A 21,897-nucleotide genomic window follows, 5' to 3' on the forward strand; every position below is an offset into this window, starting at 1 on the left:
ACCGCTCCTTTCCCCTCCCTACCGATACGGCCTGCCATGCACCCGCTGGTCAACATTGCTGTCATGGCCGCCCGCGCGGCTGGCAACTCCATCATGCGCAACTTCGACCGGGCCGATCAGCTCCAGGTCGAGCGCAAGAGCCGTAACGACTTCGTTACCCAGGTCGACCGTGGCGCGGAGGCGGAAATCATCCGCACGATCCGCAAGGCCTACCCCGATCACGCCATCCTCGCCGAGGAAAGCGGCGAGTCCGAGGGCGCGTCGGGCGGCGGCGGCGTCAACGAAGTCACCTGGATCATCGATCCGCTCGACGGCACCACCAATTTCCTCCATCGCCTGCCGCATTTCGCGGTGTCGATCGGCGTTCAGGTCAAGGGCCGGCTCGAGCATGGCGTGATCTACGCGCCCTGCACCCAGGACCTCTACTGCGCATCGCGCGGTGCCGGCGCGGTGCTCAACAACCGCCGCATCCGTGTCAGCGCCTGCAAGGAGCTGAACTCGGCGCTGATCGGCACCGGCGTGCCGCTGCGCGAGGAGCATCTGGACCGCTATCTGCCGATGCTGCGCAATGTCGCCGCCGAAACCTCTGGCGTCCGTCGCGCCGGCGCGGCCGCGCTGGATCTGGCCTATGTCGCCGCCGGCCGCCTCGAAGCGTTCTGGGAACTCAATCTGCAGCCCTGGGATATGGCGGCCGGTATCGTGCTGGTCCAGGAAGCCGGCGGCGTCGTCCGCGAACTGGATGGCGGCTCCGACGTCCTGGCAACCGGCAACATCCTGGCGAGCAACATGCAGCTCGCCGACGCCGTGCACGAACTGCTGCCCCAGCGCCGCACCCCGACCTGACCAGGTCCGACGTCACAGATTGCATCCGCGATGACTCACACGATCCTGATCACCGGCGGTGCCGGCTTCATCGGCTCGGCATTGATCCGTCACCTGCTGCGTGAAACCGATGTCCGCATCGTCAACCTCGACAAGCTGACCTATGCGGCCAGCCCCGAGGCGCTGGAGAACGCGGCGGACAAGTACGGCCCGCGCTACCAGTTCGTCGAGCAGGACATCTGCGATCCGGCAGGCCTTGCGAAAGCCTTCGCGACGCATCAGCCGGACGGCGTGATCCATCTGGCCGCCGAGTCGCATGTCGATCGCTCGATCGACGGCCCCGGCGATTTCATCCAGACCAACATCGTCGGCACCTTCCGCCTGCTCGATGCCACCCTCGCCTACTGGCAAGGGCTCGGCGGCGAGCGCCGCGAGCGTTTCCGCTTTCATCATGTCTCGACCGACGAGGTCTATGGCACGCTTGGCGCCGAGGGCATGTTCACCGAACAGACCGCCTATGCGCCGAATTCTCCGTACTCGGCGAGCAAGGCCAGCTCCGATCATCTGGTTCGCGCCTGGCACCACACGTACAAGCTGCCGGTCGTCATCACCAACTGCTCGAACAACTACGGGCCGTATCAGTTCCCCGAGAAGCTGATCCCGCTGATGATCCTCAATGCGCTCGAAGGCAAGCCCCTGCCGGTCTACGGCAGCGGCCAGAACGTTCGCGACTGGCTGTATGTCGAAGACCATGCGCGCGCGCTGCAGGTCGTCTACGAGCGCGGCGTCATCGGCGAGCAGTACAACATCGGCGGCCACAACGAGATGCGCAATATCGACCTCGTCGAGCAGCTCTGCGCATTGCTCGACGAGCTGGTGCCGCAGTCGGCGCACAAGCCGCACGGCCGGCTGATCACTTTCGTCGAAGATCGCAAGGGCCACGACCTGCGCTATGCGATCGACGCTTCGAAGATTCTCCGCGACCTCGGCTGGACGCCGCGCGAAACCTTCGCGACCGGCATCCGCAAGACGGTGAGCTGGTATCTGCAGAACGAGGCCTGGTGCCGTCAGGTGCAGTCGCGCAACGGCGATGCGCGCCAGCGTCTCGGCCTCGGGAAGAACTCATGAAGGGCATCATCCTCGCTGGCGGATCGGGCACCCGGCTTTACCCGGTGACGCAGGCTGTCTCGAAGCAGCTGCTGCCGGTCTACGACAAGCCGATGATCTATCACCCGCTGACGACGCTGATGCTCGCCGGCATCCGCGAGATCCTGGTGATCTCGACGCCGTCCGACACGCCGCGTTTCGAAGCATTGCTCGGCAACGGCGCGCAGTGGGGCTTGAGCCTGAGCTATGCGGTCCAGCAGAGTCCGGACGGGCTGGCACAGGCCTTCCTGATCGGCGAGGAATTCATTGGCGACGATGCCTGCGCGCTGATTCTCGGCGACAACCTGTTCTACGGCCACGATCTGGCGCCGGCGCTGAAGCGCGCCGCGAGCAGCCGCAATGGCGCCACGGTATTCGCCTATCCGGTCACCGATCCCGAACGCTACGGCGTCGTCGAGTTCGACCAGGGCGGCCACGCCGTCTCGATCGAGGAAAAGCCGCAGCATCCGAAGTCGCGCTACGCGATCACCGGCCTCTATTTCTACGACGCGCAAGTCGTTGCGCGCGCCAAGAAGGTCGAGCCTTCGCCGCGCGGCGAACTGGAGATCACCGATCTCAACCAGAGCTATCTGAGCGATGGCGCGCTGCGCGTCGAGAAGCTCGGCCGCGGCATGGCCTGGCTCGACACCGGCACTCATGACTCGCTGCTCGAAGCCGGCACCTTCATCCAGACGCTGGAAAAGCGCCAGGGCCTGAAGATCGCCTGCCCCGAGGAAGTCGCCTACCGCGAAGGCTTCATCGACGCGGCGCAGCTGCGCACGCTGGCGGCACCGCTGATGAAGAGCGGCTATGGCGCGTACCTGATGCGTGTTGTCGACGAACAGATTTTCTAGCCACGAACCATGCAAGCGATCGCCACCGAACTGCCCGGCGTCCTGATCCTCGAACCAAAGGTGTTCGGCGACGACCGCGGCTTCTTCGCCGAAACCTGGAATGCGCGGACCTTCCGCGAATTGACCGGCTGCAGCGACGACTTCGTGCAGGACAATCACTCGCGCTCGGCGCAGGGCGTGCTGCGCGGTCTGCACTATCAGTTGCCGCCGCAGGCACAGGGCAAGTTGGTGCGCGCGATTGTCGGCGAGATCTACGACGTCGCCGTCGACATCCGGCGCGGCTCGAAGACCTTCGGACGCTGGGTCGGCGTGCTGCTGTCGGCCGACAACAAGCGCCAGCTGTGGGTGCCGCCCGGCTTCGCACATGGCTTCTACGTGACCACGCCGGTCGCAGAGGTGGCCTACAAGGTCACCGCCTACTATTCCCCCGAGCACGATCGCGGCATCCGCTGGGACGATCCGGCCATCGGCATTGCCTGGCCGCTGGTCAACGCTGGCGCACCGCTGCTGTCCGGCAAGGACAACGCGGCGATCGCACTCGCGCAAGCGGAGACTTTTCCATGAGCAAGGTGCTGGTCACCGGCGCCAACGGCCAGCTTGGCCTGGAACTGCGCGCCACCTTGCCCGCCGGTTTCGAGTTTCACGGCGCCGACCTGCCGGAACTGGACATCACGAAGGCCGAAGCCGTGCTGCGCCATGTCGAACAGCTCAAGCCCTCGATCATCGTCAATTGCGCGGCTTACACGGCCGTGGACAAGGCCGAGTCGGACAGCACGCTCGCCTACGCCGTGAATCGCGATGGCGCCCAGCATCTGGCCGCCGCGGCGAAGCGCATCGGCGCGCGCATGGTGCAGGTCTCGACCGATTTCGTTTTCGATGGACGCCAGTCGACGCCCTATCAGGTCAGCGACCGCGCCGCACCGCTCGGCGTCTACGGACAGAGCAAGCTCGAAGGCGAACAGGCCGTCGCGGCCGCCAGCGTCGGCGATGCGTTGATCGTCCGCACCGCCTGGCTGTACTCGGCGCACGGGCAGAACTTCGTCAAGACGATGCTGCGCCTCATGCGCGAGAAGCCGCAGCTGAATGTCGTCGCCGACCAGATCGGCACGCCGACTTCGGCGACGACATTGGCTCAGACCATCTGGTCGCTGCTCGCTTGCAAGGCACCGGGCGGCATCTATCACTACACCGATTCCGGTGCGGCAAGCTGGTACGACTTTGCCTGCGCAATCCGCGAGCTGGCCCTCGCGCAGGGCGAGCCAAAGCTGGCCCCGGTGTCGCCGATCCCGACCAGCGCCTATCCCACGCCCGCACAGCGCCCGGCTTACAGCGTGCTCGACAAGTCGGCAACCACGGCATTGATCGGCACCGCGCCGCATTGGCGCGAGCCATTGAAGACTGTGCTCGACAAACTGCTGGCCTGACCGGTCTGCAGGACACAAAAAAGCCGGCTTGCGCCGGCTTTTTCATTGCGAGACGCCGCTTACGGCGTCTCGTCGATTTCCTTGTCTTCCGGCGGCAACAGGTCTTCGCGGCTGACGCCGAGCGCAACCGCGAGGTTGGTCGAGACGTAGATCGACGAATACGTCGCAACGATCACGCCGAAGATCAGCGAAGCCGAGAAGCTGTGCACGCTCGTGCCGCCAAGTGTCAGCAGCGCGATCAATACCAGCAAGGTCGTCAAGTGCGTGATGATTGAGCGCAGCAGGGTCTGGTTGACCGACAGGTTGACGACATCGAGGATGTCGCCCTTGCGCTGGTTGATCAGGTTCTCGCGAACACGGTCGAAGATGACGACGGTCTCGTTGTTCGAGTAACCGATCAGCGCGAGGATCGCCGCCAGCGTGGTGATGTCGAACTCGATCCAGGTCAGCGACATGAATCCGAGCACCATCACGGCGTCGTGGATCAGCGCGGCGATGGCGCCGACCGAGAACTTCCACTCGAAGCGGAACATGATGTATAGCGCGATGCCGATGAAGGCGAACAGCATCGCCAGACCGCCCTTGTTCGCCAGCTCCTCGCCGACCTGCGGACCGACGAACTCGATGCGACGCAGCGTGATCTTCTGCTCATCGGCATGCAGCGCCTGCAGGATGTTGGTGCTGACCTGGGCCGACGAGACGTCTGCTTCGGGCGGCAGGCGGATCAGCACCGCGGTGCTCGCGCCGAAATACTGGACGACCGCCCGCTCGTAGCCTGCCGAACCCAGATCGCTGCGAACGTGGTCCAGTTCGACGGTCTGCGGATACTCGACCTCGACCAGCACACCGCCGGTGAAATCGATACCCAGGTTCAGGCCGCGAACCAGGACCAGCGCGATTGCTGCGATCGTCAGCACGGTGGAGACGATCAAGCCCACCTTGCGCTGGGCCATGAAGTCGAAATTGGGAACGCGTGCAAAGAATTTCATGATGTGTGCTCCGCGTTACCAGATCGGCAGTTCTTTAATCTGGCGCTTGGCAAAGACCAGCTGCGCCAGCGCACGGGTACCGACGATCGCGGTGAACTGCGAGGTGATGATGCCGATGGCGAGCGTGATCGCGAAGCCCTTGATCGGACCTTCGCCAAGCGCGAACAGCACCAGCGTCGCGATCAGGCCGGTGACGTTGGCGTCGGCGATCGTCAGGAAGGCGCGCTCGTAGCCGAGCTCGATCGCCGTATGCGGTTTGGCCCCGCCGCGTATTTCTTCGCGGATACGTTCGTAGATCAGCACGTTGGCGTCGACCGCGATACCCATGTGCAGGACGATACCTACGATGCCGGGCATGGTCAGCGTGGCCTGCAGCAGCGACAGAATCGCGACCAGCAGCACCAGGTTCAGCGCCAGCGCGGAGATCGCGAACAGGCCGAACACGCGGTAGTAGAACACCATGAACAGCACGACCAGGCCGAAGCCGAGCATCGCCGCCTGCATACCCTGGCGGATGTTGTCGGCACCGAGGCTCGGACCGACCGTGCGCTCTTCGACGATCTCGACCGGCGCGGCCAGCGCACCCGCCTTGAGCAGCAGCGCCAGATCGTGCGCCTCCTTGCTCTCCAGGCCGGTGGTCTGGAACTGCGGACCGAACACGCCGCGGATGTTGGCGATCGAGATCACTTCCTCGACCTGGCGATGCTCGCGGATCGGCTCGCCCTTGGCGTTGTAGTTGGTGACGACTTCGCGTTCCTTGAACAGCACCGCCATCGGCTTGCCGACGCTCTTCTCGGTAAACGCGAACATGCGCTTGGCACCGGCACCGTCGAGCTTGACGCTGACCGCCGGGCCGCCGTTCTCGTCGGCGGTTGCCGCAGCGTCGATGAGGTTGTCGCCGCCGGCGATGATCTCGCGGCTGAGCAGCACCGGACGCTTGCCTTCACGGGTATAGAACAGTTGGGTGCCGGCCGGGATGATGCCGGTGCTGGCCGCGGCGTAGGCGTCGTCTTCGGAGACGGCGCGGTATTCGAGGGTTGCGGTCGCGCCGAGCAGATCCTTGACGCGGGTCGTGTCCTGCACGCCCGGCAACTGCACGACGATGCGGTTCTGCCCCTGGCGCTGCACCAGCGGCTCGGCCACGCCGAGCTGGTTGACGCGATTGCGCAGGGTCTGCAGGTTCTGCTGGACCGCGAAGTCGACGATGCGCTTGGCTTCGCCTTCCGAGAGGCGCACTTCCAGCTGCAGCGCGGAATTCGGCAGCGTCGTCAGCGTGTACTCGGGGAAATCCTTGCCCAGCACCTTGCGCGCGGCCTTGACCTGTTCCTCGTTGGCGAATTCGAGGATGCCGGCGTCGCCCGCCTGGCGGCGCGCCGTATAACGCACGTTTTCCTTGCGCAGCACCGCCGGCACTTCGGTGACGATGCGTTCGACGGCGCGCGTGCGCACATCGTCGACATCGACTTCAAGCAGGAAGTGCACACCGCCGCGCAGGTCGAGGCCGAGGTTCATCGGCTTGGCGCCCAGCGCACGCAGCCATTCCGGCGTCTTCGAAGCAAGATTGAGTGCAACGACGTACTGACGGCCGAGTTCGCGCTTGAACAGATCGGCGGCCTGCAGCTGCGCCGTCGGGCTGTCGAAGCGGACGATCCACTGGGCTTCTTCCAGCTCATGGCCGTGAGCCTGCATCTGCCCTTCGGCAAGGATGCTGTCGACCCTGGCGCCGAAGTCGGCGCTGAGCGGCTCGCCGTTGGCCTGCGAGATCTGCACCGAAGGGTCATCGCCGTAGATGTTCGGCGCGGCGTAGATCGCACCGAAGATCAGGGCAACAATCAGGACGACGTACTTCCAGGTTGGATAGGATTTCATGAACGGGAACTCACGGCGGCGTACCGGTTCGCCGCACGGGACGGCGGCGAACGGCACAGCCCGCCATCAAAGCGCTTTCAGGGTGCCCTTGGGCAGGACGCTGGTGATCGAGGCTTTCTGCACCTTGACCGCAACGTTGTCGGCAATCTCGACCGTGATGTAGGCGTCGGTGATGTTGACGACCTTGCCGGCAATGCCGCCGGCGGTGACGACTTCATCGCCCTTGGCCATCGCGCCGAGCATGTCGCGATGTTCACGGCTGCGCTTCATCTGCGGACGGATCAGCATGAAGTAGAACAGCACGACGAGCACGATCAGCGGCAGGAACTGCATGACCGGACTGGCCGGCGCGGCAGCGGCCTGCGCGTAGGCAGGACTAATCAGAAAATCAAGCACAGAACAGGCTCCCTGGAGGCCGATGAAGGCATGGGGTGAAAAATGAAGGCGCGGATTATGCCACGGGCGGCTTGGCCCGACCGCTGCCCCCGACCCTCGTCGCAATCCCCTGTCCCGCTTCTGGGGGCAGCCGGGGCCCGTTCAACCCCCGGCTGCCAATCAGGCCCGGCGGCGGCCGATGCCCTGATAGACGAAGCCTTCGGCCGCCAGCTGCTCGGGGTCGTATTGATTACGGCCGTCGAGCAACAGCGGACGACGCAGGCGCGCCTTGATCGCGGCGAAATCCGGGCTGCGGAACTGTGACCATTCGGTCACCAGCACCAGCGCATCCGCCGCATCGCAGGCCTCCTCGGCACTGGCGCAGAGCCTGAGATCGGCACGCTCGCCGTAGATCTTGCGGGTCGCTTCCATCGCGATCGGGTCGAAGGCCTGGACGCGGCCGCCGGCGGCCCAGATCGCCTCCATCAGCACGCGGCTGGGCGCCTCGCGCATGTCGTCGGTATTCGGCTTGAAGGCAAGCCCCCACAGCGCGATGGTCTTGCCTTTGAGGTCGCCCAGATGCGCCTGCAGGCGACCGAACAGCAGGGATTTCTGATGATCGTTGGCGGCCTCGACGGCATTGAGAATCTTCAGCTCGTGGCCCTGCTCGGCGCCGGTGCGGACCAGTGCCTTGACGTCCTTCGGGAAGCAGGAACCGCCATAGCCGCAACCGGCGTACAGGAAATAGGTGCCGATACGCTTGTCCGCACCGATGCCGCGACGCACGCTTTCGATGTCCGCGCCGACCGATTCGGCCAGCAGCGCCAGCTCGTTCATGAAGGAGATGCGCGTCGCCAGCATGGCGTTGGCGGCGTACTTGGTCAGCTCGGCCGACTCGATATCCATCGCCATCAGGCGATCGCGATTGCGGTTGTAAGGGGCGTAGAGCTGGCGCATCAGGTCCAGCGCGCGCTCGCTGTCGGTGCCGACGACGATCCGGTCGGGGCGCATGAAATCCTCGACGGCCGCGCCTTCCTTGAGAAACTCCGGATTCGAGACCACATCGAAGTTGAGCTGCGCCCCACGTGCGGCCAGTGCGGCATTGAGCGCGGCACGCACCTTGGCAGCGGTGCCGACCGGCACCGTCGACTTGGTGCAGACGACCCGATAGTCCGCCATGTGCTCGCCGACGGTGCGCGCGACCTGCAGCACGTACTGCAGATCCGCCGAACCGTCTTCCTGCGGCGGCGTACCGACCGCAATGAAGATGATCTGGCCGTGGTCGACCGCCTGCGCGGCGTCGGTCGTGAACTGGATGCGTCCGGACCGCGCATTGCGGATCAGCAGCTGATCGACGCCCGGCTCGTAGAACGGACAGTGGCCGTCCTTGAGCATCTGCACGCGCGCCGCATCGACGTCAACGCAGACCACTTGATTGCCGGAATCGGCAAGACAGGCAGCGGTGACCAGACCCACATAACCGGAACCGAAAACAGTGACTTTCATGGCCGTGATTGTTCGGAAGAAGCGCGCATTGTAAGGGGCGCACTGTTGCAAGAATTGTCGGGTTCGCTGCCTGTCTGGGTAGGTCAACGCGCAGGAGCGCTGTGCTAGCCTGACGCCCCCATTTTGACACCGGACCGGCACATGGCCAGCTACAAGGCGCCGCTGCGCGAAATCAACTTTGTCCTCGACGACGTGCTCAAGGTCGGCCAGCTGACCGCCATTGAAGCCTTTGCCGAAGCCAGCCCCGACACCCTGCTGGGCCTGGTCGAGGAAGCCGCCAAGCTGATCGAAGAGCAGCTCGCGCCGTTCCATTCCAGCTCCGATGCCCAGGGCTGCGTCCTCAAGGACGGCGAAGTCACGGTGCCCAAGGGCTTCCCCGAGTTCTGGAAGATGTACAGCGAGGGCGGCTGGATCGGCATTTCGCAGAAGTCCGAGTACGGCGGCGCCAACCTACCGTTCACGCTGGGCAAGGTCATCGAGGAGATGCTGTGCTCGGCGAACGTTGCCTTTGCGCTGTACCCGGGCCTGACCCAGGGCTGCCTTGAGGCGCTGGAGGCCTCGGCCACCGACGAGCTCAAGCACACCTATCTGCCGAAGCTGGCGACCGGCGAATGGGCCGGCACCATGTGCATCACCGAGCCGCAGGCCGGCTCCGACGTCGGCGCCGCGAAGACCAAGGCGACGCCGCAGGCCGACGGCAGCTTCCTGCTCGACGGCGGCAAGATCTTCATCACCTCCGGCGAACACCGGATGGCCGACAACATCGTCCACTTCGTGCTCGCGCGCCTACCCGATTCGCCGGCCGGCGTGAAGGGACTGTCGACCTTCGTCGTGCCGAAGTTCCTCGTCAACGCCGACGGCACGCTCGGAGCGCGCAATGGCGTCAGCGTGCAGTCCATCGAGCACAAGATGGGCATCAACGGCTCGGTGACCTGCGTGCTGCAGTTCGACGGCGCGAAGGGCTGGATCGTCGGCTCGCCGAACCAGGGCATCCAGAACATGTTCGTCATGATGAACCTGGCGCGCATCATGGTCGGCTTCCAGGGCCTCGGGCAGTGCGAGCTGGCGACGCAGAATGCGATCCGCTACGCGATCGACCGCAAGCAGGGCAAGGCCTTCAACGGCAAGGCCGAGATCATCGAGCACCCCGATGTGCGCCGCATGCTGCTGCAGATGAAGGCGACGACCGAGGGCGCGCGCGTGCTCGCCTACGAAACTGCAATGTACGTGGACATCGCCCGCAACCACGCCGATCCGGCGGTACGCGAAGTCGCACAGGACTGGGTCGATCTCAACACGCCGCTGGTCAAGGCCTACTGCACCGACTCCGCAGTCGACCTCGGCTCGCTGGCGATCCAGGTCTACGGCGGCCACGGCTTCATCAAGGAACACGGCGTCGAACAGATCGTCCGTGACTCCAAGATTCTCTGTCTGTACGAAGGCACCAACGGCATCCAGGCCATGGACCTCGTGCGCCGCAAGCTGACGATGCACAACGGCCGCCTGCCCGGCCGCTTCTTCGCCGCCGCACGTGCCGACCTCGGCGCCGGCCCGGAATCGCTTGCCGGTCCGCTGAAGGCCGCGCTCGATGCGCTCGAAGACACGACGAAGTGGGTGCAGCAGAGCTACAAGTCCACGCCGGACGATGCCGCCTTCGGCTGCTGCGACTACCAGCGTGCCTTTGCCCTGACCTACCTGGGCTGGAACTGGCTGCGCATGGTCCGCGCCAGTTCCAATCATGCCGACGCCGGCTTTGCCAAGGCCAAGCGCGTGACCGGCGAGTTCTTCGCCAGCCGCATGCTGTCGCAGGTGCCTGCCCTGCTCGCCAACGTCCGCGAAAGCGCGACGCCGATGATGGAGCTCGAAGCCGCGAACTTCTGAGCCATCGGCCAGCCCTTGCCGTTCCGGGTGCGGGCGCGCGTAGAATCGCGGTCACTCTCATCCCGGCATTCATTTCGCAGGAGCACAGCATGGGCAGCGCGGACACGGTGTATGGCTTTGAAGCCAAGACGATCGACGGCAAGCAGCAGTCCCTCGGCGAATACGCCGGCAAGGTCCTGCTGATCGTCAACGTCGCCAGCAAGTGCGGCTTCACGCCGCAGTACAAGGGCCTCGAAGCCCTGTGGCGCAAGTACAAGGACAAGGGCCTCGTCGTTCTCGGCTTTCCCAGCGACCAGTTCGGTCATCAGGAACCCGGCGACGAAAACGAGATCAAGAACTTCTGCTCGCTGACCTATGAGGTCGACTTCCCGATGTTCGCGAAGATCGACGTCAATGGCGCCAATGCCCATCCGCTCTACCAGCACCTGAAGTCCGCGGCGCCGGGCGTGCTCGGCAGCGAGGGCATCAAGTGGAACTTCACGAAGTTCCTGGTCGGCAAGGACGGCAAGGTCGTCAAGCGTTACGGCTCGATCGATACGCCGGAGAAGATCGACGGCGATATCGCCAAGCTACTCTGATTCCGCGGTTCCCTGCACGACAGAAGCCCGCCTCCCGGCGGGCTTCTGCTTTTCGGGCCGGCGTCAGCGCAGCTGCAGCACGCCACCGCTGTCGGCCGTCGCCGTGCCGCCGACAGCGAGCGTCAGCGTATTGCCGCTGCGCGTCACGGTGTAGCCGGCGTTCGGAGTGAGGCCGGTGATGAGCACCCGACTCGCGCCGGCCGGCAGCGTCAGCGTGAATGCCCCGGCGTTGCCGACGGTTGCCGGGAAGATCGCCGCATCGCTGCCGACGGCCGCGCCCTGCCATGCGTTGTCGCCGCTCGCGAAACCGCTGACCGCCTGCAGCTGCGCGTTGCTGTCGGCACCCTGCAGCACGGTCAGGAAACGCGCCGTCTGCGGATTGCCCGGCGCGGTGATCGACAGGCGCGCCGTCATCGGCTCGTTGTTGGCGATCTTGCGCTCGATGTCCGGATCGTAGGCATCGCCGGTCACGCTCGCGAGCACGGCACCGCTCGGCAGCACGCTGGTGACGCCGAGCGACTGCCCTCCATCGGTGCGTGCCGTCGCGCGGTTGCCGCTGATCGTCGCCGGATTCGGCAACTGCAGCCAGAAGCGCTTGAAGCGGTTGGCGCTCCTGGTCTGCGCACGGTCGTAGACGAAGACCCGGTCGGACTGCAGCCAGACGATGCTGCGGTTCGCGAGCAGCACATCGGTGCTCGATTCATTGGTCGAGTTGTACAGCGTCGTCGCGTCGCCGAGCGCATAGGCGTAGTCGGCACCGAAACTGCGCGCACGGACGACCGGAGCATCGTCGCTGCCCAGATACCACTGGCTGCCGCGCCGCCACAGGTCGATGCGGTAGTCGCTGTTGTCACGGTCCGGCCGGTCGTTCTCGATGCACAGGCCGTTCGCATACTCGGTGCTCGCGATGCTCTCGCCGATGTCGGCATAGCCGAGCGTCGTCTTCGTCAGCCACTCGCCCTTGCGGAACATCGCGAAGCTGTTGCCTTCGGCATTCTGGTGATCGATGCTGTTCCAGGACAGCGCGTAGGTGAACCAGCTGGCATCGGCGTTCCAGCCGCTGCGCGCGAACATTCGCGCTGGACCGCTGGCGTAGTAGCGCGTCGCCAGCGCAGGGCGCGGATCGGTCGGCGTCGCCGCCGGGTCGAGCACCATGAAGTAAAGGATCGCCTCGCGCAGATCGGCAGGGTTGGAGATGCGCCGCATGACTTCGGCGGCGCCGCCGACCGGCGTGTTGAGCACCGCCCAGCGCGCCGCGTTGAGACGCGCCGGATTGCCGCCGTTGCGGCGGTCATGGATCCCCAGCGGCGCGAAGCTGTTGACGAAGTCCGGCAGCTGATACTCCTGCGCATCGCCGTAGAACGCCGGCAGATACTCGGCACCGCGCGATTCCTCGCGAACGACCGCGGCCGGCGACAGCGAATGGAAGTACGCGGTCACGAAATCGCTCCAGAACGGCATCGTGTCGATCGCCCGCGCATCGTCGCCGCCGGCACCGGCAGTGTTCAGCGCGAGCAGGAACTGCAGGTGGTACGCGGCAGTCTGCGGGCTGTACTCGAAGCCTTCCGGCAGCAGGCCGCCGGCCGAGTCGATCCGCACGAGTTCGCGGAAGATGTAGAAGTACGCACCGGTCGCGGTGTTCAGATAGGTGCGCAGCTGGCCGCCGGCGTCGTCGCCGGCATCGAGCGCCAGCGCCATCAGCGCGAGGTTGCGCATGTGCGCGCCGTAGTAGTTGTTGGCGGCGAAGCGGCGCTGGTACTTGTCGGCGTAAAGAGAAGGATCGTTGAGCAGGCCGACCGGCTCCGGATGGCGATAGCCGCGATTGACGATCTCGCTGCTCCAGCGCAGGAACACCCGGCGGATCGCGGCGCGGTCGGCGCCGCTCAGGCTCGGATAGATCCAGTCGACCGTCAGGCCGAAGGCTTCGCCGTGATAGCGCGCACGGTCGCGGTCCTCGGTCGCGAAATCCGGGTGGCGGAAGCGCGGATACTGCTGGTTGCCATCGCAGTTGAAGTTGCGCGCCGGCGCCGGCCCCTTGTCGGCCTCGTTGATGATCGTCATCAACAGCGTGCGCGCACGTTGCGCATAGCCGGCGCGCTGCGCTTCCGGCGCAACGAGCGACAGGAAGCCGAAGAACGCCGCGTAGCTCTCGGTCGGATATTCGGTGTAGCCGACGTCACCACAGTCCTCGGCAACCCTGCCCTCGTCCATGTCATTGACGGCGCGCTCGGCGGCGAGCTTCAGGCCGTCCTCCCAATAGGGATTGCCGCCGACGGCGAGCGAGCGCAGACGCGGCAGGTCGCTGGCCGTCAGCCACAGGCGCGGATGGCCCAGCGCGGTCGGCGTCAGCGTCGGCGCCGGTGTCGCGCTGGGAGTCGCCGTAGCCGTAGCGGTCGGCGTCGCAGTCGGAGTGGGCGTCGGCTCCGCGCTCGGACTCGCGGTGGGCGTGGCGGTCGACGTGGGGGTCGGCTCCACCGCCTCGCCATCTCCACCCGAATTGCAGGCACTCAAGAACACAGCGCAGGCGATCGAAAGCACCGTAATTGCACGCCGCGACACAGAATTCATTTCCCCACTCCCATCAGACAAGACGAAACGCGCCCCGGCGATAGCGTCGGGCAAACCGCCGGATCCGAAGTGGCCCACTGCCTGGCAAAAATGCGCGACACCCATTTCCGGGTACCGGCACCCGCTGTGGTCCCTATCCCCGCAAACGCAAACGCCGCGCAAATCCGGACATCGGTCGCACTCCGCCGCTGACGGCGCTGCTAACATCGGACGCTCAGAGGGCGGGCGGCATGACGGACATCACCGGAGTCATCGAAACAGCGCAGGGCAGCCAGGGCGTCGCCGTCGACGCGCTTTGGGACGCCGCCTACGACGAGCTGAAGAAACTCGCACGCGCGCGACTGCACGCGGCCGGTGGCCTGAGCCTGCTCGACACCACCGCGCTGGTCAACGAGAGCTACCTCAAGCTCGCCGCGGCGGGCACGCTGAAGGTCGAAAGCCGCAGCAAGTTCTTCGCCTACGCGTCGCGGGTCATGCGTTCGGTCATCGTCGATCTGGTCCGCGAGCGGCTCGCCGAACGCCGCGGCGGCGGTGCGCTGCATGTCACGCTCAATACCTTCGTCGCCGACCAGGCCGCCGCCGAGGATGAGCCGCTGCGAGTCGACGAAGCGTTGCGCAGCCTCGAGCAGCTCGAACCGCGGCTGGCACAGGTCGTCGAGATGCGCTATTTCGGCGGTCTGACCGAAACCGAGATCGGCGAGCTGCTCGGCCTGACCGAACGCACCGTGCGCCGCGACTGGGAAAAGGCGCGGCTGCTGCTGCGCGACATGCTCGCCTAGAGGGCGGCGCAAGAACCGATGTCCGGTTTACAGGCAGGGTTCCGTTCGAGCTGCAGGAGAGCAATTCGAGTCACCGCGTAACAATGACAACATCCGGCACCACCGAGAACCCCCCCGCCCAGTGCCCGCCGGCACTGTGGCCGCTGTTCTCGTGCCTGCTCGATGAGGCGCTGGACCTGCCGGAAAACGAGCGCCAGCGCTGGCTCGCCAGTCTCGATGCCAGCCATGCGGAGGTCCTGCCCTGGCTGCGCCGTATCCTGCTGCATCCCACAGGCGCCCCGACCCGGGACTATCTCGATGCGCCGCGCCTGCCCGCCGCGGATCCGGGCAATAGTTTCCAGCCCAGGCAGCGCGTCGGCCCCTACGTGCTGCAGCGCGAGCTCGGCCAGGGCGGCATGGGCGTGGTCTGGCTCGCCGGCCATGCCGACGGCCGCATCAAGCGCGCGGTCGCGCTCAAGCTGCCGCACGCGCATCTGCTGGCCGGCGCGGTGCGCGAACGCTTCGATCGCGAGCGCGACATCCTCGCGTCCCTGAACCATCCGCATATCGCCGCGCTCTACGATGCCGGCCTCGCCGACGGTGGCCAGCCGTATCTGGCCCTGGAGCACGTCGAGGGCAAACCGATCACCGAATGGTGCCGGGCACACGGTGCCACGCTCGCCGAACGCATCGCGCTGATGCGCCAGGTCATGGCCGCAGTGCAGTACGCGCACAGCCGGCTGGTCGTCCACCGCGATCTCAAACCCGGCAACGTTCTCGTCGATCCGCAGGCGCGAGCCAAGCTGCTCGACTTCGGCATCGCCAAGCTGCTGAGCGGCGACGCGCCTGGAGAGCTCACTGCGCTGACGCGGCTCGGCGGCGTTGCCGCGACACCCGACTATGCCGCGCCGGAGCAGCTCGCCGGCGATGCGGTGACGACGGCCACCGACGTCTATGCACTCGGCGTCATGCTCTACGAGCTGCTGTGCGGGCAGCGCCCGTTCCAGCGGCACGGCGGCCCACGTCTCGATCTCGCGAACGCCAGCCGCGCCGATGCGCCGCGCGCCTCCAGCCGTGTCGATGCCGCGCACGCGCAGAACACCGGCAAACTCGGAGTGCCGGCGCTGCGTCGCGCATTGCGCGGAGATCTCGACGCGATCCTCGCCAAGGCGCTCAGTGCCGATGCCGAGCAGCGTTATGCGTCGGTCGAAGCCTTCGCCGCCGACCTCGACCGCGCGCAGCACAGCGAACCAATCCATGCGCGGCGCATCGGCCGCCTGCAGCTTGCCGGCAAGTTCCTGCGCCGCCACCGGCTCGGTGCGACATTCAGTGCGACCCTGCTGCTGGTCGCACTGGCCGGCGCCGCCGGCGTGATGTGGCAGGCGCGCGAAGCCGAGCAGCAGGCGCGCCGTGCCACTGCCGTCAAGGACTTCCTGCTCAGCGTGTTCAAGGCCAGCGACCCGCGCATTGCCAGTGATCGTCCACGCGGTCAGATCAGCGCGCGCGAACTGCTCGACCTGTCGGCGGCGCGTATCGACGCGCGTTTCGCCGACGATCCTGAGGTGCAGATCGAACTGTTGCGCAGCGTCGCCGACATCTATCGCGAGCTCGGCGAAGAGCAGGCCTACGAGGCGCTGCAGGCGCGCCAGCTCGAACTCGTGCGTAGCCACTATGGTCCGCATCACGCCAACCTGCTCGACGCCGCCGTGGAAACCGGCGCGCGCAGCTGCGCGCGCGCCGATGCGCAGCGCTGCGCGCAGGCACAGCTGCAGGCGGATGCGCTGCTGCGCGCTGCCGGCGATGAAGATGCCGAACGCCGCGCGCTGTGGTGGATCAACGAGGGACTGCGCCTGCAAAGCAATCCCGAGCAGCGCGACGCGACCCGCGACGCCTATGAGCGCGCGGTACAGCTGCTCGCCGAACAGGTCCCGCACAGTCGCAGCCATGTCACCGCATTGCTGGAGCTGGCGAGCTTCGAGCAGACCCAGTTGCGGATGGCGGACAGCGTCCGTGTCACGCGGCGCGCGATCGATGTCGCCGCCAGCCTGCCTGAAAGCAACGATGCCGAACTTCAGACGCTGTGGGGCAACCTCGGCATCACCTATCAGCAGATGGGCCAGTTCGCCGATGCTGGTGCGGCGTTTCGCACCGCCGCCGAGTACGCGCAGCGTACGACCGGCGCCAACTCGCCGACCGCCTGGGGGCCGCGCGGCCAGGCCGCGCGCACGCTGCACCTGGCCGGTGAGCGCGAAGCGGCGCTACGCGAGTACGCGCTGCTGATCCCGCTGCTGCCGCCACTCGACCGCCTCGACCGCGATCTCGCGCTACAGCGTCTCAACTACGGCGACCGGCTCAGCGCCGAAGGCCGCGCCGCCGAGGCGATCCCGCAACTGGAAGCCGCGTCGCGCTACTTCGCGAGCGAGCAGGCCTTCGAGTTCCAGCATCGCCTGTCGCGCCGCTTCCTCGGCGAGGCTTATGCGCGCGCCGGTCGGCACGACGACGCGGCCCGCGAACTCAAGGCTGCGCTCGACGCCTACCTGCGTCACGACGAGCCACGCAATCAGCCGGTGATGGCCGCTCGCGAAAGCTGGGGCCGCTTCCTGCTCGACCATGCGCAGCCGATCGAGGCACGCGCGCAGTTCGAAGCGATCATCGAACACGCCGAGGGGCGCAAGCTTGCGCACATCGCCCTCGCACATGGCGGACTTGCGCGCGTTGCACTGGCGCAGAACGATCGCGCGCGTGCGCTAGCCGAAAGCGCAGCGGCGCTGGAGGTATGGGCCGCAGTGACCGGCTTCCGCGACGTTCGCATGGGGCCGTACCTGCAACGCATCCGCGCCGACGTGCTGACGGCAGACGGGCAAGTCGACGCCGCACAGGCGCTGGAGGACGAAGCCGCCGCAGCCAGCGCGCGCTACGACGCGCCGGACAGTGCGACAGTTCACAGAAGGACGCTGCGCCCCGGCTGAGCGATGTCCGGTTTCGGCACCGCAACGCGTTCGCTCCGGTATCCACACGCACGGAGCAGGACATGCGTTTCCAGACTCAGGCAGGATTTCTCGCACTGCTGCTATTCGCCACCGGAGTGACCCACGCGGTGCCCGGCTACTATCCGCCCAGCCAGTATCCGTCGGCCGATCCGACTGGGCCGCGCATGAACACACCGGACTACCGGCCCGGCTTTCCTCCAATCAATAACCAGGAGCGGTACAACGACGCGGTATCCGATTGGATCATCGACGCCAACAACCGCAGCGCCAGCCTGAAGGGCGATGTCGAGACACTGAAGCAGAAGGTCGCCGAGCTGGAGAAACAGCTCGCAGCGCTGAAGCAACAGCCGGGCGGCGGATCCAATCCCGCGCCGTCGGGCGGCAACGATGCCCGTCTGCAGGCGCTCGAAGACCGCGTCGCCAGGCTCGAGGCAGCGGGCACAACACTGAAGGCACCACTGAGCGTCACAGGCGCCGGCGGCAAGACGATCCTCAGGCTGAGCGCCGACGGCGCGCTACTGCTCGGCAGCGACGCCGGCAACCAGGTCGCGCTGATCGCGCAACCAAACGCACCGGCGCGTGTCGGCGTGCAGAGCGGCGCCTACGCAGTGCAGCTCAGCGCCGGCAACGGCAAGGCGTTGGTCGATGTGCTCGCGACCGAAGCGCGTACGGTCAGCCTGACGGCGGCAACCGACAATCTGGGCCTCAGCGTCGAGAAGGACGGAAAGCCAGCCGCCGGACTCGGCGCGGTGCTAGGCAAGAGCGTCGCGCTGCGGCTCTACGACAAGGCCGGCCGGACCATCGCCGCCGCGGGCGAGAACCCGGCGACGTCCGGCACCGGCATCGTCTATGTCGGCAACGGCAGCCGCAACAGCGCGGCACTGGCGGCGAACGATGACGGCGCCGGTGTAGTTCATGCCTTCGCGAAGGACGGCACGGTCGGTGCCGGTCTAATTGGCGCCGAGCGCCTGGTCGCCGCCTACAACGCGGCCGGCAACGCCGTCGTCACGATCGGCAAGAGCGAGAACTCCGAAGGCGGCAACGTCACCAGCCGCGATCCGAATGGCGAAGGCGTGTTCCGCGCCGGCTACCGCGCCGACATCGGCGGCGGCGAAGCCTGCGTCAACCGCGTCAAGAAGGGTCGGACGATCTGCCTCGGCCTCAACGTCGGGCCGATTCAGTGAGCGCAATGTCCGGTTTTGTGCGCCTGCCCCGTTCTCTGGATATCACCGCCCGGAGTTTTCGATGAACCACTCAAGACTCGCCTGCCTTGTCCTGCTTTTCGCCAGCGGCGCGGCGCAGGCCGCACCTGCCGCCTGCGAACCCTATCTCGCCGCAGCCGAGAAGACGGGGCAGCAGACCAGCCGTCACACGATCACCGAGTCCGACGACGGCACCCGCCTCGAGGCGATCCGCACCGGCGGCAAGACCTACATGAACACCGGCGAGCGCTGGCAGGAGATGAAGGTCGATCTGGGCGCTGCCGAAAACAAGATGATCGCGCAGATCCGCAGCGGTACGTTCTCGATCAAGGATTGCCGCAAGCTCGGCGACGAAACGGTCGACGGCATCAAGACCAGTGTCTACGCCTACACGCTCGACGTGCCCGGCCTGCCTTCGGGCAGCGCGAAGGTCTACATCGGCAAGGACGGACTCGTGCATGCACAGTCCACCGAGGGCACTCGCGTTCGCTACTTCTACGCCAACGTTGCCGCGCCCAAGCTCTGAGACAGGTTCCGATCATGCGCAAAACAATCATCGCGGCTGTCTGTGCCACGCACTTGCTGGCCCTCGCCGCCTGTGGAGGCGCCGACTCGGGTGCGTCCGAATGGCCGAGCCAGAGTGCGCCGCCGAAGGCCGTTGCGGTAGCGCAGAAACCGCTGCCGCCGGCCTGCACGCTGGTCACCGCCGAGGAAGCCGGCGCGATCATCGGCCAGGAGGTCGGCCTGATGGGCGATGAGCCGGAGAACTGCGTCTGGGCCAGCGCCGGCAATCCCGGCATGTTCACGATGGTCATGGTCCAGCTCGCCCGCGAAAGCTCGGTCGCACAGGCCGAGACGATGTTCGACGCGATGAGCAACGCACCCGGCGCCCTCAACGCGCTGATCAACGACCAGGCCGGCAGCAAGATACAGAAGTCCGGCCAGGAGATCGATGGCCTCGGCGATGCCGCCTGGCGCTCGGGGAGCAATGCCGACCTGATCGGCACCCAGCAGTTGGTCGTGCGCAAGGGTAAGACCGTGATCAGCATCAACATCACCGGCATGACCAAGGACGGCAAGCTCAAGGGCTTCGAGCAGCGCCTGGAAGCAGCGGCACGGACCGCGGTGTCGCGGCTTTGATCGCGATGCGCGTTGCGGCGCTGCTGCTGGCCTGCTGTTGCGGAGCCGCACAGGCAGAGACGCAGATTCCTCAGATCGCCGGCCTCACCATCGTCACCGCGGTGGCGGAAAAGGACGGCGACTACGAATCGCTGAAGACCTGGATCGCCCGCGAGGATGATCTCTGGCGCCTGCGCTACAGCGCGGAACTGCGCAACAGCGACGGACAGCACACGCCGGTCGCTGCCGAGAGGCTGGTCCACGATGTCGACGTCGCGGAGGCCCGCGCCTACCGGCACAGCTTCGAAAACGGCGTCGAGGAGGACTATCCGGGCACGACGGCGACCGGCGTCTCCAGGCGGGTGCTCGACGAGTTGCGCAACAACGGTAGCGCGGCGTTCTCGCTGATCGGCGGCGAGCGCTGGATGCAGAGTGGCCTGTCGACACCCAGCGGGCTGCCCGACCCGGCGCTGCTCGGGGCGCTGACGCGCGACGCCAATCTGCGCTTCAAGGGCGAGCTGCAGCGATTGCGGCGCGACACGCTGGCGGTGCTCGTCAACCAGCAGACCCGCAGCTTGCCGGTGATCGTCGCCAGCGGCCGCTTCACCGCGAAGAACGGCGCCTGGATGGACGCCGAGCTGAGCCTGCTCGACGACGATGGCAATCCGCTCGCGCTGCAATGGAAGATCGGCAAGGCCGTGCTGCGCGTCGTGCGCATCGACCTGCCACAGCCGCCGCAGACGCTGGGAGATGCCTTGCGCAAGCAACAGCGGATCGCCCTGCCCGGCCTGTATTTCGACAGCGGCAGCGCGGTGCTGCGGCCGGAGTCCCGCGCAGCGCTCGCCACGATCGCAGCAGCCCTCCGCGCACTGCCGGACGCGGAGCTGACGCTCGACGGCCATACCGACAATGTCGGCGCCGCCGCAGGCAATCAGGCTCTGTCGCAGGCCCGCGCGGAGGCGGTGCGCGCCGCGCTGATCGCGATCGATCCCGCACTGCGCGACCGCCTGCGCGCACAGGGCTTCGGTGCGATACGGGCGGTTGCCGACAACACGACGCTGGAAGGCCGCGCGCGCAACCGGCGCGTCGAGCTCGCGCTGCCGCGCTGAGCGGCGCGTCGCCCACAAAAAAGCCCGCGGTGTCGCGGGCCTTTTTGCTGCAGGCGGCGCTTACAGCTTGCCGCGTTCCTTGAGAAACGCCAGCAGCTTCTGCACCGACTGCTCGATGCTCAGCGCCCCGGTATCGATCGTCAGCTCCGGATGCTCCGGTGCCTCGTATGGCGAGTCGATGCCGGTGAAGTTCTTGATCTGACCGGCGCGCGCCTTCTTGTACAGGCCCTTCGGGTCGCGGCTTTCGCAGACGTCCAGCGCGGCGTGGACATGCACCTCGAAGAACTCGCCGTCCGGCAGCAGCTTGCGGACCAGTTCGCGGTCGGCGCGGAACGGCGAGATGAACGCGGTCAGCACGATCAGGCCGGCGTCGGCGAACAGCTTGGCAACCTCACCGATGCGGCGGATGTTCTCGACACGGTCGGCGTCGCCGAAGCCGAGATCCTTGTTGAGGCCCATGCGGACGTTGTCGCCGTCGAGCAGGTAGCTGTGCTGGCCGAGGCGGAAGAGCTCGCCTTCGAGCGCATTGGCGACGGTCGACTTGCCGGCGCCGGACAGGCCGGTGAACCAGATCACGCAGGGCTGCTGCTTCTTTTGCGCCGCGCGGTCCGCGCGCGAGACGTTATGGGCGTGCCACACGACGTTGGTGGCTTTGACGGTCGGTTCCAAGGCGTTCATCCGTTGCAGGGGTGTCGAAGGGCTGCAAG

Annotated in this window: 19 protein-coding genes; 13 read left to right on the forward strand and 6 right to left on the reverse strand. The window is 66.4% G+C overall.

The genetic code is table 11. From position 1 onward, the window contains the following. Window positions 1-36 precede the first annotated feature (36 nt). From AC3WUF_RS09355 to rfbD, 5 genes are read left to right on the forward strand one after another with little or no spacing between them, the layout of a single operon-like run. Window positions 37-843 carry an inositol monophosphatase family protein gene (locus AC3WUF_RS09355; protein ID WP_492424771.1) on the forward strand — a complete coding sequence of 269 codons (807 nt, stop codon included), beginning with the start codon at window positions 37-39 and terminating at the stop codon, window positions 841-843. 30 nt (window positions 844-873) lie between these two features. Continuing rightward, window positions 874-1,950 (forward strand): dTDP-glucose 4,6-dehydratase, encoded by a 1,077-nt coding sequence (rfbB, locus tag AC3WUF_RS09360; protein ID WP_492424773.1) that lies wholly within the window; start codon window positions 874-876, stop codon window positions 1,948-1,950. Continuing rightward, window positions 1,947-2,822, forward strand: coding sequence for a glucose-1-phosphate thymidylyltransferase RfbA (gene rfbA / locus AC3WUF_RS09365; RefSeq protein WP_492424775.1), 876 nt, complete (start codon window positions 1,947-1,949; stop codon window positions 2,820-2,822). Before rfbB ends, rfbA begins: the two co-directional genes overlap by 4 nt. A 9-nt stretch (window positions 2,823-2,831) precedes the next feature. After that, on the forward strand, window positions 2,832-3,386 hold the full coding sequence (gene rfbC / locus AC3WUF_RS09370; protein ID WP_492424777.1) for a dTDP-4-dehydrorhamnose 3,5-epimerase: 555 nt from the start codon (window positions 2,832-2,834) through the stop codon (window positions 3,384-3,386). Beyond that, a complete protein-coding gene (rfbD, locus tag AC3WUF_RS09375; RefSeq protein ID WP_492424779.1) occupies window positions 3,383-4,246 on the forward strand; it encodes a dTDP-4-dehydrorhamnose reductase in 864 nt (287 codons plus the stop codon). The genes rfbC and rfbD overlap by 4 nt, the downstream gene beginning before the upstream one ends. A gap of 59 nt (window positions 4,247-4,305) precedes the next feature. Here the strand turns inward: rfbD and secF are convergent, their stop codons facing one another. The 4 genes from secF to AC3WUF_RS09395 form a co-directional block, all read right to left on the reverse strand. Beyond that, a complete protein-coding gene (gene secF / locus AC3WUF_RS09380) occupies window positions 4,306-5,235 on the reverse strand; it encodes a protein translocase subunit SecF (RefSeq protein WP_492424781.1) in 930 nt (309 codons plus the stop codon). Between the two features lie 15 nt (window positions 5,236-5,250). After that, window positions 5,251-7,104 carry a protein translocase subunit SecD gene (gene secD, locus AC3WUF_RS09385; RefSeq protein ID WP_492424783.1) on the reverse strand — a complete coding sequence of 618 codons (1,854 nt, stop codon included), beginning with the start codon at window positions 7,102-7,104 and terminating at the stop codon, window positions 5,251-5,253. Window positions 7,105-7,170: 66 nt separating this feature from the next. Then, window positions 7,171-7,437 carry a preprotein translocase subunit YajC gene (yajC, locus tag AC3WUF_RS09390; RefSeq protein ID WP_492425609.1) on the reverse strand — a complete coding sequence of 89 codons (267 nt, stop codon included), beginning with the start codon at window positions 7,435-7,437 and terminating at the stop codon, window positions 7,171-7,173. Between the two features lie 222 nt (window positions 7,438-7,659). After that, the gene (locus AC3WUF_RS09395) at window positions 7,660-8,985 is read right to left on the reverse strand and encodes a UDP-glucose dehydrogenase family protein (protein WP_492424785.1); all 1,326 of its coding nucleotides are present in this window, start codon (window positions 8,983-8,985) and stop codon (window positions 7,660-7,662) included. Between the two features lie 141 nt (window positions 8,986-9,126). Between AC3WUF_RS09395 and AC3WUF_RS09400 the strand changes: the two genes are divergently transcribed. Then, window positions 9,127-10,866, forward strand: coding sequence for an acyl-CoA dehydrogenase family protein (locus AC3WUF_RS09400; protein WP_492424787.1), 1,740 nt, complete (start codon window positions 9,127-9,129; stop codon window positions 10,864-10,866). A gap of 89 nt (window positions 10,867-10,955) precedes the next feature. Next, entirely contained in the window at window positions 10,956-11,444 is a 489-nt protein-coding gene (locus AC3WUF_RS09405; protein WP_492424789.1) for a glutathione peroxidase, read from the forward strand. Between the two features lie 63 nt (window positions 11,445-11,507). Here AC3WUF_RS09405 and AC3WUF_RS09410 read toward each other — a convergent pair whose 3' ends face one another. Beyond that, entirely contained in the window at window positions 11,508-14,012 is a 2,505-nt protein-coding gene (locus AC3WUF_RS09410; RefSeq protein WP_492424791.1) for a hypothetical protein, read from the reverse strand. A gap of 230 nt (window positions 14,013-14,242) precedes the next feature. On the opposite strand from AC3WUF_RS09410, the gene AC3WUF_RS09415 reads away from it, so the two are divergent. The 6 genes from AC3WUF_RS09415 (at window position 14,243) to AC3WUF_RS09440 (ending at window position 21,190) form a co-directional block, all read left to right on the forward strand. Continuing rightward, entirely contained in the window at window positions 14,243-14,791 is a 549-nt protein-coding gene (locus tag AC3WUF_RS09415; RefSeq protein WP_492424793.1) for an ECF-type sigma factor, read from the forward strand. A gap of 83 nt (window positions 14,792-14,874) precedes the next feature. After that, window positions 14,875-17,739: a protein kinase domain-containing protein gene (locus tag AC3WUF_RS09420; protein ID WP_492424795.1), complete on the forward strand. Its 2,865-nt coding sequence runs from the start codon at window positions 14,875-14,877 to the stop codon at window positions 17,737-17,739. Between the two features lie 62 nt (window positions 17,740-17,801). Next, window positions 17,802-18,944 carry a hypothetical protein gene (locus AC3WUF_RS09425; RefSeq protein ID WP_492424797.1) on the forward strand — a complete coding sequence of 381 codons (1,143 nt, stop codon included), beginning with the start codon at window positions 17,802-17,804 and terminating at the stop codon, window positions 18,942-18,944. A 61-nt stretch (window positions 18,945-19,005) separates the two neighbouring features. Beyond that, complete coding sequence (locus AC3WUF_RS09430) at window positions 19,006-19,488, forward strand: hypothetical protein (RefSeq protein WP_492424799.1); 483 nt, start codon at window positions 19,006-19,008, stop codon at window positions 19,486-19,488. 14 nt (window positions 19,489-19,502) lie between these two features. Further along, window positions 19,503-20,102 (forward strand): DUF3558 domain-containing protein, encoded by a 600-nt coding sequence (locus tag AC3WUF_RS09435; RefSeq protein ID WP_492424801.1) that lies wholly within the window; start codon window positions 19,503-19,505, stop codon window positions 20,100-20,102. Between the two features lie 5 nt (window positions 20,103-20,107). Beyond that, complete coding sequence (locus AC3WUF_RS09440; protein ID WP_492424803.1) at window positions 20,108-21,190, forward strand: OmpA family protein; 1,083 nt, start codon at window positions 20,108-20,110, stop codon at window positions 21,188-21,190. 60 nt (window positions 21,191-21,250) lie between these two features. Here AC3WUF_RS09440 and cysC read toward each other — a convergent pair whose 3' ends face one another. Further along, window positions 21,251-21,868, reverse strand: coding sequence for an adenylyl-sulfate kinase (cysC, locus tag AC3WUF_RS09445; protein WP_492424805.1), 618 nt, complete (start codon window positions 21,866-21,868; stop codon window positions 21,251-21,253). Window positions 21,869-21,897: the final 29 nt, after the last annotated feature.

This window comes from Fontimonas sp. FW305-C-3, from assembly GCF_058783185.1.